General features: G+C 69.1%; 18 protein-coding genes. 15 read left to right on the top strand and 3 right to left on the bottom strand.

Translation table 11 applies throughout. From position 1 onward, the window contains the following. Positions 1-2: 2 nt before the first annotated feature. The 12 genes from IEY73_RS33530 to IEY73_RS11940 are packed head-to-tail and all read left to right on the top strand — an operon-like array spanning position 3 to position 9,438. Positions 3-665, top strand: coding sequence for an Lsr2 family DNA-binding protein (locus IEY73_RS33530; protein WP_229715776.1), 663 nt, complete (start codon positions 3-5; stop codon positions 663-665). Then, positions 662-1,027, top strand: coding sequence for an HK97 gp10 family phage protein (locus IEY73_RS11990; protein ID WP_189079244.1), 366 nt, complete (start codon positions 662-664; stop codon positions 1,025-1,027). The genes IEY73_RS33530 and IEY73_RS11990 overlap by 4 nt, the downstream gene beginning before the upstream one ends. Next, positions 1,027-1,455, top strand: a complete 429-nt coding sequence (locus IEY73_RS11985) for a DUF3168 domain-containing protein (RefSeq protein ID WP_189079243.1) — start codon at positions 1,027-1,029, stop codon at positions 1,453-1,455. Before IEY73_RS11990 ends, IEY73_RS11985 begins: the two co-directional genes overlap by 1 nt. A gap of 3 nt (positions 1,456-1,458) precedes the next feature. Beyond that, positions 1,459-1,896 carry a phage tail tube protein gene (locus tag IEY73_RS11980; RefSeq protein ID WP_189079242.1) on the top strand — a complete coding sequence of 146 codons (438 nt, stop codon included), beginning with the start codon at positions 1,459-1,461 and terminating at the stop codon, positions 1,894-1,896. 13 nt (positions 1,897-1,909) lie between these two features. Continuing rightward, entirely contained in the window at positions 1,910-2,305 is a 396-nt protein-coding gene (locus tag IEY73_RS11975; protein WP_189079241.1) for a hypothetical protein, read from the top strand. A gap of 32 nt (positions 2,306-2,337) precedes the next feature. Beyond that, positions 2,338-2,631: a phage tail assembly protein T gene (locus IEY73_RS11970; protein WP_189079240.1), complete on the top strand. Its 294-nt coding sequence runs from the start codon at positions 2,338-2,340 to the stop codon at positions 2,629-2,631. Beyond that, positions 2,618-4,558 (top strand): phage tail tape measure protein, encoded by a 1,941-nt coding sequence (locus IEY73_RS11965; RefSeq protein WP_189079239.1) that lies wholly within the window; start codon positions 2,618-2,620, stop codon positions 4,556-4,558. The genes IEY73_RS11970 and IEY73_RS11965 overlap by 14 nt, the downstream gene beginning before the upstream one ends. Further along, complete coding sequence (locus IEY73_RS11960) at positions 4,555-7,236, top strand: hypothetical protein (protein WP_189079238.1); 2,682 nt, start codon at positions 4,555-4,557, stop codon at positions 7,234-7,236. The genes IEY73_RS11965 and IEY73_RS11960 overlap by 4 nt, the downstream gene beginning before the upstream one ends. Beyond that, positions 7,236-7,751, top strand: a complete 516-nt coding sequence (locus IEY73_RS11955) for a hypothetical protein (protein ID WP_189079237.1) — start codon at positions 7,236-7,238, stop codon at positions 7,749-7,751. Before IEY73_RS11960 ends, IEY73_RS11955 begins: the two co-directional genes overlap by 1 nt. 14 nt (positions 7,752-7,765) lie before the next feature. After that, positions 7,766-8,611 (top strand): hypothetical protein, encoded by an 846-nt coding sequence (locus IEY73_RS11950; protein WP_189079236.1) that lies wholly within the window; start codon positions 7,766-7,768, stop codon positions 8,609-8,611. Further along, positions 8,608-9,069 (top strand): hypothetical protein, encoded by a 462-nt coding sequence (locus IEY73_RS11945; protein ID WP_189079235.1) that lies wholly within the window; start codon positions 8,608-8,610, stop codon positions 9,067-9,069. The genes IEY73_RS11950 and IEY73_RS11945 overlap by 4 nt, the downstream gene beginning before the upstream one ends. Positions 9,070-9,081: 12 nt before the next feature. Next, the gene (locus tag IEY73_RS11940; RefSeq protein ID WP_189079234.1) at positions 9,082-9,438 is read left to right on the top strand and encodes a hypothetical protein; all 357 of its coding nucleotides are present in this window, start codon (positions 9,082-9,084) and stop codon (positions 9,436-9,438) included. 56 nt (positions 9,439-9,494) lie between these two features. On the opposite strand, the gene IEY73_RS11935 is transcribed toward IEY73_RS11940, so the two are convergent. After that, positions 9,495-9,977, bottom strand: coding sequence for a hypothetical protein (locus IEY73_RS11935; protein WP_189079233.1), 483 nt, complete (start codon positions 9,975-9,977; stop codon positions 9,495-9,497). 85 nt (positions 9,978-10,062) lie between these two features. Next, positions 10,063-10,257, bottom strand: a complete 195-nt coding sequence (locus IEY73_RS11930; RefSeq protein WP_229715775.1) for a hypothetical protein — start codon at positions 10,255-10,257, stop codon at positions 10,063-10,065. Between the two features lie 90 nt (positions 10,258-10,347). On the opposite strand from IEY73_RS11930, the gene IEY73_RS11925 reads away from it, so the two are divergent. Both IEY73_RS11925 and IEY73_RS11920 read left to right on the top strand, forming a co-directional pair. Then, a complete protein-coding gene (locus IEY73_RS11925; protein WP_189079231.1) occupies positions 10,348-10,698 on the top strand; it encodes a hypothetical protein in 351 nt (116 codons plus the stop codon). 9 nt (positions 10,699-10,707) lie between these two features. Further along, positions 10,708-10,962, top strand: coding sequence for an Acb2/Tad1 domain-containing protein (locus tag IEY73_RS11920; RefSeq protein WP_189079230.1), 255 nt, complete (start codon positions 10,708-10,710; stop codon positions 10,960-10,962). 38 nt (positions 10,963-11,000) lie between these two features. Here IEY73_RS11920 and IEY73_RS11915 read toward each other — a convergent pair whose 3' ends face one another. Then, a complete protein-coding gene (locus IEY73_RS11915) occupies positions 11,001-11,348 on the bottom strand; it encodes a DUF6221 family protein (protein ID WP_189079229.1) in 348 nt (115 codons plus the stop codon). A gap of 212 nt (positions 11,349-11,560) precedes the next feature. On the opposite strand from IEY73_RS11915, the gene IEY73_RS11910 reads away from it, so the two are divergent. After that, positions 11,561-12,700 (top strand): helix-turn-helix domain-containing protein, encoded by a 1,140-nt coding sequence (locus tag IEY73_RS11910; RefSeq protein ID WP_189079228.1) that lies wholly within the window; start codon positions 11,561-11,563, stop codon positions 12,698-12,700. Positions 12,701-12,900 lie beyond the last annotated feature (200 nt).

Raw genomic sequence — 12,900 nt, 5'->3', positions numbered from 1 at the left:
CGATGAGCGAGCGGCAGATCATGATGGCGCACCGGACCGGGGTGATCCGGAGCGCGCGGGGCCGGGCGACGGTCCGTAAGGGTGTCACCACGGCCCATTCCGATCATCCGATCGTGACGCAGCATCCGCAGCTGTGGGCGCCGATCGGGGTGGACTACGCGACCGGGTCGCCGGAGCTCCGGCCGCCGGATGTGTTCGACTCCGCGGTGGGTGCGGCAGGGCTGGCCTATGTGGAGCAGTTGCGGCGGCTGCTGGCCGGGCTGGCGCTGCTGGGGTTGCAGCCGACCGACGTGGGCTCGGACGTGGCGGCGGCGACGGTGGACGCGGCGCTGCGCGCGCTCGGCGTCGACCCGGACACGGTGGAGACGGGCGCCGACATGCGCACGCTGGACGAGGAGCCGGCCGATCCGGAGCCGGTCGACGCGACCACGTACGCCGACGAGCCGGAACCCGACCTCGGCGGCGGCGATCTGCAGCCGATGCGCGTCGGTGTCCGCGACGTCGACGGCGACCAGGAGCACGAGGATGAGGCGCACGAGCGCGCCGACCGCAACCGGCAGATCCGGGCGTGGGCTGCCGACGCCGGCGTCGAGGTGTCGGCGCGGGGGAAGATCCCGGCCGAGGTCGTCGAGCAGTACGAGCAGGCGCACCAGGCGACGCAGTGAAGCCGATCCGGATCCGCGGCGAGCGGCAGCTAGCGGCGAAGCTGGCCCGGGTTCCGGGAGCGCTGGAGGCGGCGGCACGGCGGGCGGTGGCGGCCGAGGTGCACGAGACCGCGCAGGACGAGCGGGGGTTCGCGCCGGTCGACACGGGCGCTCTGGAGGCCTCGATTACTGAGGAGGTCGACGGTGACGGCCTGTCCGGGCGCACCGCGGCGACTGAGCGGTACGCCACCGCGGTGGAGCTGGGCACCGAGGACACTGCGGCGCAGCCGTATGCCGAGCCGGCCGCGAAGCTCGCCCGGCACCGGTTCCCGAAGACGGTCGTGCGGGAGCTGAACGAGGAGCTGCGCCGGGTGGCCGGCTGATGGCGCAGACGACGGCGAGGAACCCGGTCAACGCCGTGCAGAAGGCGATCGTCACCACGTTGCGCGCCGACGGCGCCCTGTCCGGCATGCTGCCCGGCGGGGTGCACGACGAGCCGCCGGAGCGGATCACCGGCGATTATCTGCGGCTCGGGGATCACCTGTCGACGCCGGACAACACGATGACGACGTTCGGCCGGCAGATCACCACGACGCTGCACGTGTGGACCAAGTCCGAGGGCAACAAGCGCGGCCAGGACATCGCCAACCGGGTGATCGAGCTGCTGGACCACAAGCCGGCCGCGCTGGACGTGGACGGCCACAAGATCGTGATCATTCGTTGTGAGTTCGACCAGGCGCTACGCGATCCCAACCCGTTGTGGCGCCACCACGTGATCCGGTTCCGGATCAACACCGAGCAGGAGGACTGAGGGATGGCCGGAGCGGATGCGTTCGGGACGTTGTTCAAGCGCGGCGACGGGGCGACGCCGACGGAGTCGTTCACCACGATCGCGAACGTCACGACGATCGGCGGCCCGGAGCGGTCGCGCAACATCATCGACGTGACGTCCCACGACTCGCCGGACCAGTGGATGGAGAAGATCGGCGGCCTCAAGGACGGCGGGCAGATCACGGTCGACATCAACTACGACCCGCGGCAGACCACGCACGACCTGGATGACGACTTCGACGACGCGGATCCGCGGAACTACCAGATCGTGCTGTTCCCCGGGACGGCCGACGAGCACACCTGGACGATCGCCGGCGTGATGACCGGCGTGTCCGACGAGTTCCCGCATGACGACAAGATGGGCCGCACCCTCACGATCGATGTGAGTGGCAAGCCGGTCCTGGCAGCGACCGGAAGCTGAGGACGACGACATCATGGCATTGCTTTCCCGCGACGACATCCGCGCCGCCGACGACAGCGAGTTCGACGAGATCGAATGCCCCGAGTGGGGCGGGGCGGTCCGGCTGTCGTCGATCTCCGGCCGGCAGCGTGACCGGTATGAGGCGTCGCTCATCGAGGACCGCGGCGGCAACCGCCGCGCGAATCTGGAGAACGCCCGGGCGAAGCTGATCGTGCTCTGCGCGGTCGACGAGAAGGGCCGCAAGCTGTTCACGCCCGAGGACCTGAACTGGCTGTCGGCCAAGTCGGCCAAGCCGCTCGACAGGTTGTTCGACGCGTGCCGGAAGCTGACCGGCCTGTCGCAGGAGGACGTCGACAAGCTGACCGAGGATTTCGGCGCGACCCAGGACGACGCTTCCAGCATCGGCTAGCGCTCGCCCTGGGCTGCACCGTCGGTGAGCTGATGGACCGGATCGACTCGCGGGAGTACTCGGCGTGGATGGTGTACGAGCAGGAGTACGGCACGCTCGGCCCGGAGCGGTTCGATCTGCTCCACGCCATCACCGCGGCGACGATCGCGAACGCTAACCGCGGCCGCCGCACTCGCCCGTACAAGCCCGACCAGTTCATGCCGAAGTGGGGACGTCGCGGCGCGGCGGCCCAGCAGGGTCCGCCGACCGGTGATGACCTGTTGCGCAAGCTGCGGTCCCTGACCAAGTCGATGGGTGGGAGGGTGATCGACGGTGGCGACCCTTGAGGATCTGCTGATCGAGCTGGGGATCGACACGAGGCGGGTCGGTAAGGATGCCAAGGAGGCGCAGGGCAAGCTCGGTAAGGCGTGGGACGGCGCGAAGAAGCTCACCGCCGCGGCCGGTGTCGCGATCGGCGCGGCGTTGATCTCGGGGGTCACTACGCTGATCGAGCAGAGCGAGCCGGCCGCGTTGCTGCAGGCGCAGCTGGGAGCGGGCACCCCGCTCGCGGCCAATGCCGGCAAGGCTGCCGGCGCGGTGTTCGCCCGCGGCGTGGTCGGGTCGATGGAGGACGCCGCGGATGCGGTGAAGGCTGCGGTGCAGAATTCGCTGGTCGCCGGTGACGCCCCGACCAAGGAGATCGACCGGGTCGCGGCGAAGGTCGCGAACCTGTCGAAGGTCATGGGCGAGGATGCGGGCAGGGTGTCGCAGGCCGTGTCGCAGATGGTCCGCACCGGCATCGCGAAGTCGAGCGAGCAGGCGTTCGACATTCTTCAGACTGGTGTGGAAAAGGGAATCAACAAGTCGGAAGATTTGCTCGACACCTTCAATGAATATGGCACACAATTCCGGAAATTGGGGTTGCAGGGGCCTCAGGCCCTGGGGTTGATGAGTCAGGCGTTGCAGGCTGGCGCCCGCGATTCGGACACCGTCGCGGACGCGTTGAAGGAACTGTCGATCCGGGCTATCGACGGGTCGAAGACCACGGCGGGCGGGTTCAAAGCGCTCGGTCTGAACGCCGACACAATGGCCCGGTCGTTCGCCCGCGGCGGCGATTACGCCAATGAGGCGTTGTCGGTCACGTTGGAGAGATTGCGGGCGATCAAGAACCCGGTGCAGCAGCAGGCCGCGGCGGTGGCATTGTTCGGCACCAAGGCCGAGGACTTGGGCGCGGCCCTGTTTGCGATGGATCCGGAGACGGCGACCAAGGGTCTCGGGGACCTGGCGGGGTCGGCGCAGCGTGCCGGGGACGCCCTGGAGCAGTCCGCCGGCGCGAAGCTGAAGCACTTCCAGCGGGCGGCGCAGCAGGCGCTCGTCGAGCAGTTGGCGAAGGCGGTCCCGGCGATCGAGGCCACGTTCGGGTGGCTGTCGAAGAATTCGGATTGGGTGGTGCCGCTGGCGACTGGCCTGGGCATTCTGGCGGCGGCCATCGCGGTGGTCGTGGCGGTGCAGTGGGCGTGGAACGCGGCGATGGCGCTGTCACCCGTCACGTGGATCATCATCGGGATCGTGGCGCTGGTGGCCGCGATCGCGCTCATCGCCACGAAGACGACGTGGTTCCAGACGATCTGGCAGAAAGTCTGGGGATTCTTCAAAGCGGTCGGTGCCTGGTTCGCAGGCCCGTTCGCCGGGTTTTTCGTCATGCTCGGCAACAAGATCGCGTCGTTCGCGAAGTGGGCGTGGTCGATGGTGGCTCGCTACTTCGGATTCTGGTACGGCCTGTTCGGCAAGGTCATGTCGTGGGGCGGCAACGCCGTCAACTGGCTGCGGTCGAAATGGAATTCGTTCGTTTCGTGGATCCGCGGTATTCCGGGCCGGATCGCCGGGTCGCTGCGGAATATGTGGAATGCGATCCCCGGCGGTTTCCGGGCGGCGATGAACGCGGTGATCGGCCGCTGGAACCGGCTGTCGTTCCGGATCCCGTCGGTGACGATCTTCGGGCAGACCATCGGCGGCGGCACCATCTCCACGCCGAACATCCCTTACCTGGCCGAGGGTGGCGTGGTGCCGGCCACGCCCGGGGGCCGGCTGATCGTGGCCGGTGAGGGCGGTGAGGACGAGGTGGTGGCGCCGGTGTCGAAGCTGCCGTCGCTCGAAGGGCGCAGCGACCGGCCGATCGTGGTCGAGGTGCACGGCAACGAGACCGACTTCCGGCGGTGGCTGCGCAAGAGCATCCGGGTCAGGGGCCCGATCACGCAGGGGGCCGGGGCGTGACGATCAAGCCGCCGTTCCCGATCGGCGTGGAGTTCGCGCCGGGCGCGAATCTGGCCGGTGACCCGGGCGATTACCCGTACGTCGACATCTCCGGTCGGCGTCGCCAGTCCGCGCCGGTCGAGTTGACGTACGGCCGCGACGATGAGGGGTCCGACGTCGACTTCGGCGCCGGCGTCACGACGTTCGACGACCGCGACGGGGACTTGTCGCCGTGGAATCCGGTCGGGCAGTGGTACGGCCTGCTGGCGGAGAACGTGCCCGTGCGGTTCCGCATCGATGAGTCCGGGGACACCTTCGACCGGGCTGCGGTGTCGCCGGGGTGGGGCACCTCGACGTCGGGGCACACCTGGTCGAACACGAACGGGGTCTACTCCACTGATGGTTCTGTGGCGCGGGTCGACTTCGGCGGCGATGGCCAGTCGTCGTTTCAGGTGCTGCAGGGCGCCGGCGCGCCGGACCTCGACGTCACGTTCTCGATGGAGATCAACGCCTACACCGCCGGGGACACGTACATCGTCGCGCCGATGGTGCGCGTGGTCGACACCGACAACCACATGCCCTGCTATCTGGAGTTCCGGCCGGACGGCACGATTTCGATCAAGCCGATCTACGCGATCGGCGGTTCGTACACCTCGTTCAGCGAGCTGTTCGGCGCGCTGACGTACACCCCCGATTCCAAGGTGTGGTGCCGGTATCAGTGCGAAGGAGCCGATTTCCGGATCCGCATTTGGAACGACGGCGACCCGGAGCCGGATCAGTGGGCGGTGACCTGGTCCGACTATCAGGTGCTGGGTACCGGGGTCGGGATGCTGTTCTGGCGGCGCAGCGGGGAAACCGCCAACTGCCGGATGACCATCGATGACCTGCAGGTCGCCGCGCTGCTGTTCTCCGGGTACGCCGCGGATCTTCCCCCGCGGTGGGATTTCTCCGGTAACGACGCGACGACACCGTTCGAGATATCCGGCATCATGCGCCGGCTCGGCCAGCAGAGCGGGATCCGGTCGCCGCTGTACCGGCAGCTGGTGCGGTACGACCCGGCCGGGTACTGGCCGCTGGAGGACGGATCGGACGCCTCCTATGCGGCGTCCGCGGTGCCGGGCGGCGCGCCGGCGACCATCTACGACGTCTCGTTCGGTGGGGATTCCGTCGCCGGCGGGGACTCCTCGGCGGAGTACGCCGGCGACTTGGGCCGGATCTACGGGGTCGCGCCGACCACGACGCCAGCCGAGTTCGCCGTCATGTTCCTGATGAAGATGGAGAACAACGTCACGGCGGACACCCTGCTGGCGGAGTTCGGCTGCCCGTCGGGAACGGCCCGCAAGTGGCAGATCTGGGCGTCGGCCACCTCGTTCAAGGTCGTCGCGGTGTCGTCGTCCGGGTCGACGGTGAGCGACTCGGGGTATGTGCTGCATCTGATCGACACGACGGCGTGGTTCGCGATCCAGCTCGAAACGACGCAGTCCGGGGGCACGGTCAGCTACACCCTGCTGTGGTATCAGGTCATCCCGGAGTCCGGGGTGTTCTGGGCGCTCGGGGACTCGTTCTCCGGGTCTCTCGGCGGTGTCCGGGACTTCCTGATGCGGACCACGGCGGAGCTGCAGGGCACCCAGTTCGCGCATGTGTGGCTCGGCGCTGAGACACTGCCGTTCGTCGACTCGACGTTCGTGGCGGTGGTGTCCGGCTATCCGGGAGAGACGGCGTCGGACCGGATCACCCGGCTGTGCGCCGAGGAGGGCATCCCGGTCGCGGTGGCGCCCGGCGACTCGGCGCAGCTCGGCGCGCAGCGCTCGGGCGAGTTCCTCGATCTGCTCCGCGCCGCGGCGAAGGCCGACTTCGGGGTGCTGTACGAGCGGGCCGCGGGGCTCGGGTTCACGCCGCACGGCGCCCGGTACGAGACCCCGGTGACGCTGATCCTCGATTGGGGCGGCGGTGAGCTGGCGGAGGCTCCGGAGCCGGCCCGCGGCGATCAGCAGTACGTCTCCCAGTACACCGCCAAACGCTTAGCGGGCAGCGAGGTCACCGCGGAAGCGGACGCGGTGATCGTGCAGCGGCGCGGTGTGAAGAAGGGCGGCGAGGAGTTCACCCTGTACGCCGACGATCAGCTGGAGGATCAGGCGGCGTGGGGGCTGCACATCGGCACGTGGGGCGAGCTGCGGTGGCCGCGGATCAAGTTCTCGCTGCTGCAGCACCGGCATCTGATCGACGACTGGGTGAAGTGCGGCATTGGATCGCGGGTCCGGATTGTGAACCCGAAGACCCAGGTCGCCGGCATCTACATCGATCTGATCATTGAGGGTGTGCAGCAGGAGATCGGCCGTTACCAGTGGGATGTCACATTGTCGTGTTCGCCCGCGGGGATCTACGCGGTGGGCATCTACGACGACGGGGTGAGCCGCTACGACTCGTCGTCGACGTTCCTGCACGCGGATGTGTCGGCGTCGGCGACCTCGCTGGTCTTCGAGACGTTCGACGACGGCGACGTGTGGTCGATGACCGAGACCGGCTACATCGTGTCGCTCGGCGGTGAGGATGTCCGGATCGACGCGATGGGCGCGGTGTCCGGGTCGGGACCGTACCTGCAGACGGCGACGGTGACGCGGTCGATGAACGGTGTGGTGAAGGCGCAGCCCGGCGCGACGATGATCCACGTGAGGAATCCCGGAAGGTACGCACGCTGATGGCCTACGCAAACGTCGCCGCAGGCGAGCCGATCTATGCCAGCACCATCAACCGGATCATCAACCGGCAGCTCAACCGGCCGATGACCAGGCTCGCTCTGACCGCGAATCAGAACCTGGCCAATTCGTCGCTGACCCCGATCACGTTCACCGCGGGGTCGGAGATCCGCGACGACCGGAATTGGCACTCGGAGCTGGTGAACACGAGCCGGGTGACCCCGGACCTTGCAGGCCGCTATTTGACGGTTGCGAATGTGTATTTCGCGGCGTCGTCGTCCGGTGATCGGCGGATTTACATCGAGCGCAACGGGGTGTCAAACGGAAACTGGGGCAGGCAGATCGCGAACGGCGCGAATGGTCTGAACATCGTGGTGTCCGGGGTGTGGGAGGTGAACGGCACCACTGACTATCTGGAGTGTTATGGCTTCCAGTCGTCCGGCGGAACGCTTGCGGTGCAAGGCTCCGGCGACTCCACATTCTCCACGATGTTCGAAGTGATTTATCTGGGCGAATAGGAAGGGAGGCGGGCATGGCGAGCTGGAGTCTGGTGCCGTGTCTGGTGAGTCTGCGTAACGAGTTCAACCGGCTGGCGCCCGGCCGGGATCATGCCTCGGACGGGTCCATTGGCGACTCGGCGCACGCGCAGTCAAGCTCGGATCACAACCCGGACGAGACCGGCCGCACCCCGTACTCGGATGCGGACAACATCAACGAGGTCCACGCGATCGACGTCGACGACGACCTGCGCAAGGCCGGATGGAACATGCAGCGCTGCGTCGACATCATCGTCGGGCGGCACCGGTCGGGTAAGGACAACCGGCTGCAGTACGTCATTTACAACCGGCGCATTTGGTCGCGGTCGTGGGGTTGGACGGCGCGCGTCTACACCGGTATGAGCCCGCACACCGAGCATGCGCATTTTTCCGCGCGGTACGGCAGCGGGTCGGGCAACAGCAACCCGGAGAACAACACGAGCCCGTGGGGACTGCTCGCGGCCGACAAATCGGAGGACGACTTGCCCACCCCGAAAGAGCTTCTCGCGTACGACCCGAACGACGATGCGGACGGCATCCCGAACCCTTTCTCGGACAAGAAGACCAACAAGACGATCTCGGTCCGGACGGCGTTCTACAACAGCGTGCTCATCCCGATGCAGATCAAGGCGATGGTGTCCGCGCTCGTGAAGGCGGTGGATGCTCTCGGCACGCAGGCCGGTGTGGACACCAAATCCATCCTCGCCGCCGTCGATGAGGTCGATGACCGGCTGGCGGCGATCACCGACGACAGCCGCGACCCGGCGCAGGTCGCCGACGCGCTGCGTGCCGTGCTGGGCGACCGGGCCGCGGCGGTCGGCGAGCTGCTCGCCGAGTCGTGACCGCCGGACGCCCGGTGCGGCCGGTGCGGGTCGTCAACGGCCGCCACCCGTACGAGGTGGCCATTCTGGCGGCGTCGGCGTGCTGTGGGCTGGCGCTGGCCTTGACGGACACGTCACCGCGGTCGGCGGCTACGGCGATGCCGGGCGTGGTGGAGGTGCTGTGGCAGGTGCTGCTGGTCGCCGGCGGGGTGATCGGCTTGTTCGGCGCGTTCTGGCCGGGCCGGCTGGTGGCGCAGCTGGGCACGGAGGCGGCCGGCGTGGTGTTGCTCGGCACCGCCACGTCGATGTACTCGGTGGCGCTGTTCGCGGTGGCCGGCCTGCAGGCCCTCGCGGCGGGCGCGTTCGTCGCCGCGGCGGCGGTGGCCAGCTGGGTGCGGTTGTGGCAGATCGGCCGGGACTTGCCGGGCGGCGGCCGCGGAGCGGGCGGGCCGCATGGCGGAGGTGCCGCTGCTGGTTGAGGACCGGTCGCCGTGAGCGTGCAGGACATCACCACGATCATCGGGGCGCTCGGTGGGGCGTCCGGACTCGCCGCGCTGGTGGCGTCGTTCCTCGGCCGCCGCAAGATCCGGGCGGAGGCGGCGGATGTCATCACCGACACCGCGCTGACTCTGGTGGAGCCGCTGCAGAAGCGTGTGCGCGAGCTCGACGCCGAGGTGACCCGTGCCCGGTCGCTGGCGCGGGAGGCCGCGGATGCGCTCGCGGATGCGCTGTCGCTGATCCGGCGGTGGCGGTCGGCGATCGTGAGTCAGGTGGTGACGCGGGAACAGCTGCGCGAGATGGCGCGCGAGGATCTGCCGGCGGATCCGGGCGCGGCCGCGGAGCGCTGATACCGGGTGAGGTCCCCTGCCGAGCGCCAGCACGGCAGGGGACCTCGGCGCCGAGGCTACTCGTCGGGGCTGGTCTTGCGGGGCCGTCCGCCGCGGTCGACGGGCCGGGTGCGCCGCCAGGTTTCGATCTCGTCGGCGTGGTAGACCTTGCCGCCGGCGAGCTCAAGCACCGCGTGGGGGAAGCCTTCCTTGCCGTCGAGCTGCCGAAGCCGGGCTGTGCTCACGCCGAGGATCTCCGCGGCCTCGTGCGCGCCGGCGGCCCACCGCAGCGGTCCCGCGGCGGCGTCTTCGACGGTGAGCCTGATCGGGCTGGCGGTCACGCCGCCGGCCGCGAGCACGGCGTCGACGTCGTCGGCCCAGTGGCAAGCGGCGGCGGTGGCCGCGGCCAGATCGTGGCCGTCCAGGCCGGCACGCAGGCGCAGCACGTGGTCCTCGGAGTGGTAGTGCACGACGGCGGCGCTCTCGGCCAGGTGGTCGGCCACCTGCGCAGGGTCGATGTCGGTGGTGCGGTAGTGCAGTTCCGCTCGCCATGTGGTCATGTGGTCGCCTTCCGGTTGGTGGGGGTGGCGCGGGGATGTCGGAGGGCCGGGTCCCGCCCCTTCGGCGGGACCCGGTGTGTCTCGGCTACTTCCAGTCGAGACCGGCGCTGATCAGCATCGACAGGGCGTCGACGACGTCCAGCGTGCTCCGCGGCGCGAAGATCCAGTTGTCACTTCCTTTCCGGAAGTGCCACATGGCGCTTCGTGTCTGGCGGACCTGGAAGCCCTGGCGCTCGGCTTCCTCGGCGATCACCGCCATTGCCTCTCCGACGGTGTCCATTCGCATCACCTCCCCTCTTGTGTTGTGCCACAAGTCTATCAAACCACTTACGCATGCGTAAGTGGTTTTGGCAGGAAAGATGGAGGGAAAATGTTCGCTCGGATCCGGAAAGCCGTCGCTGCTGGAGTCAGCGCCGGGGCGCTCGCAGCCGCTGGCCTGATCGGCGGGGTGCTCAAGGGCGGTGGCCAGGTCGACCAGGCCACCATCAGTCAAGCGGTCGGGGCGCTGATCGTCGGCGGGATCGTCGCCGGGTACGCGGCATGGCGTCTCCCGAACGCAGCCTCACCGGCCGACGTCGACGAGGCCGAGCGCGCGGCCAAGGACGCGCTCGCGCGGGAGTGGCCGGGAATGGTCGGCGACGCCGCCCTGGAGCAGATGGCCATCGTGGCGGCCCGCGCCGCGGCCGGCCGCGATCGGACCGGCACCACCACCAATCCCTGAGGAGAGACCATGCCCAAGTTCACCAGCGAGGCCACGCTCGACGAGTGGTTCGGCTACCACCCGCCGAGCGGCACGATCCGCGAGGCGCACGAGACGGTGCGCGCGGAGTGCCGCAAGCTGGCGCAGGTGCTCAGCGACCTGCTGCCGGAGTGCCCCGACAAGACCGTCGCCCTGCGCGCAGTCCGGACCGTGATGCACGAGGCCAACGCCTGCATCGCGGTCGAGCAGCGGGTCTACGAGCCGGGGCCGGATTCGAGACAGTAGGCCCGGGATCACCTGCGCCCGATCCCACCACGTAGCTCTCAGGGCTTCCACTCATCGCGGTAGCCGGGACGGTCGGCATACGGCAAGGCGAGCAGTAGCATCACGTCCTCGATCGCGCTGGCGTACCCGCCGTCAGAGTCGGGGAACTGCGCATCGGAGCTGGACTCGTATAGGCGGAGCACCCGTCGCTTGGCGTCGACCTCGGCCAGCACGCGCGCCGGATCCCAGCGGACGATATGCCGGCTGATGCCGGAGTCGTTGCAGAGCAGATCGTCCTCGTTCGGGCCGATCTCGACAGTCCCCGACCAAGGCTCGCCGATCGCCGTGCGCGCCAGCCCCTCATCCTCGTCGAGCTGAGCGCGGATAAACGTCACCAAATCGTCCATCCGTAGATGCTCCCGCTCTCCGTCTAGCTGGGCCACCGCGAGCCGCTGGTCACGGCTGAGCCGTGACGGGTCACCGTCCACCATTCGCCGATCGTCGCACGCCGCCCCACCCCAGAGGGTGGGGCGGCTTTCGTCGTGTCCGGTACCGTGGAATCCCGGCGGCCGGTCGTAGCAGTCGGCCGCCACCCTGACTGCTACCAGGGAGCCCCGCCATGTCGGAGATCGGCGACCGTATCTATCAACTTCGGACCGAGCGCGCTCCGCGGCTGACGCAGCGCGAGCTGGCCGAGCGTGCCGGGGTCAGCATCGACCTCGTGCAAAAGCTTGAGCAGCACCGCAAGGCCACCGCAAAGATCACCACGTTGCAGGCGCTCGCGAACGCGCTCGACGTCGATCTCGCCGCGGTCGTCAGTAAGCCCACGCATCTGCAGACACTGCCGGATGACGGCGGCGGGCTGCTGGAGCTGCGCCGCGCACTCACCCCCGTCGTGGACGACCAGGGCGAGCCGATGACCCCGGCCGACCTGCGCGCCGCGCTGGCTGAGGCGTGGGCCGGCTACTGGCGCGGCGACTACGACCTGTTGGGGGCGATCCTGCCCGGCATGATCGCCAGCGCGCACGGGCCGGGCACCGATGACGCGCTTGCCGAGGCATGCCAGATCGCCGCATGCACGCTGGTGCACCTCGGCCACAGTGATCTGTCGCTCTTGGCCGCTCAGCGCGGCCTGAGGCACGTCGCCGACCCGCTGCTGCGCGCCGCGATCGTCGGCACCCACGCGTGGATACTGCTGAATCAGGGACGGCCGTCCGACGCCGCGGCGATCGCCGTGCGCGAGGCCGACGAGATGGAGCCGCGCCGCAAGGCCGCGCCTGCGGCGGTGTCGCTGTGGGGCAACCTGCTCGTCACCGCGGCGACCGCGGCGGCGCGTGACGGCGACGACAGCGAGGCGCAGGACCTGCTCGCTGTGGCGCACGGCGCCGCGGCGCGGCTGGGTGAGGATCGCAACGACTACCAGACGGCGTTCGGGACGAGTCAGGTCGCCATGCAGCGCGTGGATGTGGCCGTGGTGGCCGGTGACTATCCGCGGGCGTTGGACGCGGCGGCGCGGATGCCGCGCGGCGGGAGTCTGCCGCTGGCGGCGCACGCCCGGCACCGCTCCGATGTGGCGCACGCGCATGCCCGTCTGGGCCATGCCGGGCAGGCCGAGGCGATCCTGCTGGAGGTCGAGACGGCGGCGCCGCGGTGGATGCGCTATCAGGTGTTCCCGCGGTCCATCGTGGCCGAGTTGCTGTCGCAGCGGCGCCCGTCGTCGGCGCTGCGCGGGCTGGCCCGCCGTCTGGACGTCAGGTAGGACGGTCCGTCCTACCTGGCCGGTGAGCCGCGCATCAAAGCGGGACGCCGCGTCCGTTCCGTACGTGTGATCGTCGATCTACGGTCCGTAGTTGAGGGCCGGCGTCGGCGTGACCTCTCGATTCCCCCGGTCGCGTCGGACCCGAGGCGGCCGGCCCTCACCTCAGTGGGGAGGTGAGGGCGGCGCGCGCCGCCACGCCG

It is taken from the genome of Mangrovihabitans endophyticus, from assembly GCF_014646155.1.
In the GTDB taxonomy this organism is placed as follows: domain Bacteria; phylum Actinomycetota; class Actinomycetes; order Mycobacteriales; family Micromonosporaceae; genus Actinoplanes; species Actinoplanes endophyticus.
The sequence above is the reverse complement of the archived record's forward strand: the minus strand, read 5'-3'. Positions and strand labels throughout refer to the sequence as shown.

What these genes read in the sequence shown, in the direction of transcription:
- IEY73_RS11980 (WP_189079242.1), top strand. Translation starts at nt 1,459, where the DNA reads ATGGCCGGAGCGGATGCGTTCGGGACGTTGTTCAAGCGCGGCGACGGG.
- IEY73_RS11975 (WP_189079241.1), top strand. Translation starts at nt 1,910, where the DNA reads ATGGCATTGCTTTCCCGCGACGACATCCGCGCCGCCGACGACAGCGAG.
- IEY73_RS11985 (WP_189079243.1), top strand. Translation starts at nt 1,027, where the DNA reads ATGGCGCAGACGACGGCGAGGAACCCGGTCAACGCCGTGCAGAAGGCG.
- IEY73_RS11920 (WP_189079230.1), top strand. Translation starts at nt 10,708, where the DNA reads ATGCCCAAGTTCACCAGCGAGGCCACGCTCGACGAGTGGTTCGGCTAC.
- IEY73_RS11955 (WP_189079237.1), top strand. Translation starts at nt 7,236, where the DNA reads ATGGCCTACGCAAACGTCGCCGCAGGCGAGCCGATCTATGCCAGCACC.
- IEY73_RS11925 (WP_189079231.1), top strand. Translation starts at nt 10,348, where the DNA reads ATGTTCGCTCGGATCCGGAAAGCCGTCGCTGCTGGAGTCAGCGCCGGG.
- IEY73_RS11970 (WP_189079240.1), top strand. Translation starts at nt 2,338, where the DNA reads ATGGACCGGATCGACTCGCGGGAGTACTCGGCGTGGATGGTGTACGAG.
- IEY73_RS11910 (WP_189079228.1), top strand. Translation starts at nt 11,561, where the DNA reads ATGTCGGAGATCGGCGACCGTATCTATCAACTTCGGACCGAGCGCGCT.
- IEY73_RS11915 (WP_189079229.1), bottom strand. Translation starts at nt 11,348, where the DNA reads ATGGACGATTTGGTGACGTTTATCCGCGCTCAGCTCGACGAGGATGAG.
- IEY73_RS11935 (WP_189079233.1), bottom strand. Translation starts at nt 9,977, where the DNA reads ATGACCACATGGCGAGCGGAACTGCACTACCGCACCACCGACATCGAC.
- IEY73_RS33530 (WP_229715776.1), top strand. Translation starts at nt 3, where the DNA reads ATGAGCGAGCGGCAGATCATGATGGCGCACCGGACCGGGGTGATCCGG.
- IEY73_RS11930 (WP_229715775.1), bottom strand. Translation starts at nt 10,257, where the DNA reads ATGGACACCGTCGGAGAGGCAATGGCGGTGATCGCCGAGGAAGCCGAG.
- IEY73_RS11950 (WP_189079236.1), top strand. Translation starts at nt 7,766, where the DNA reads ATGGCGAGCTGGAGTCTGGTGCCGTGTCTGGTGAGTCTGCGTAACGAG.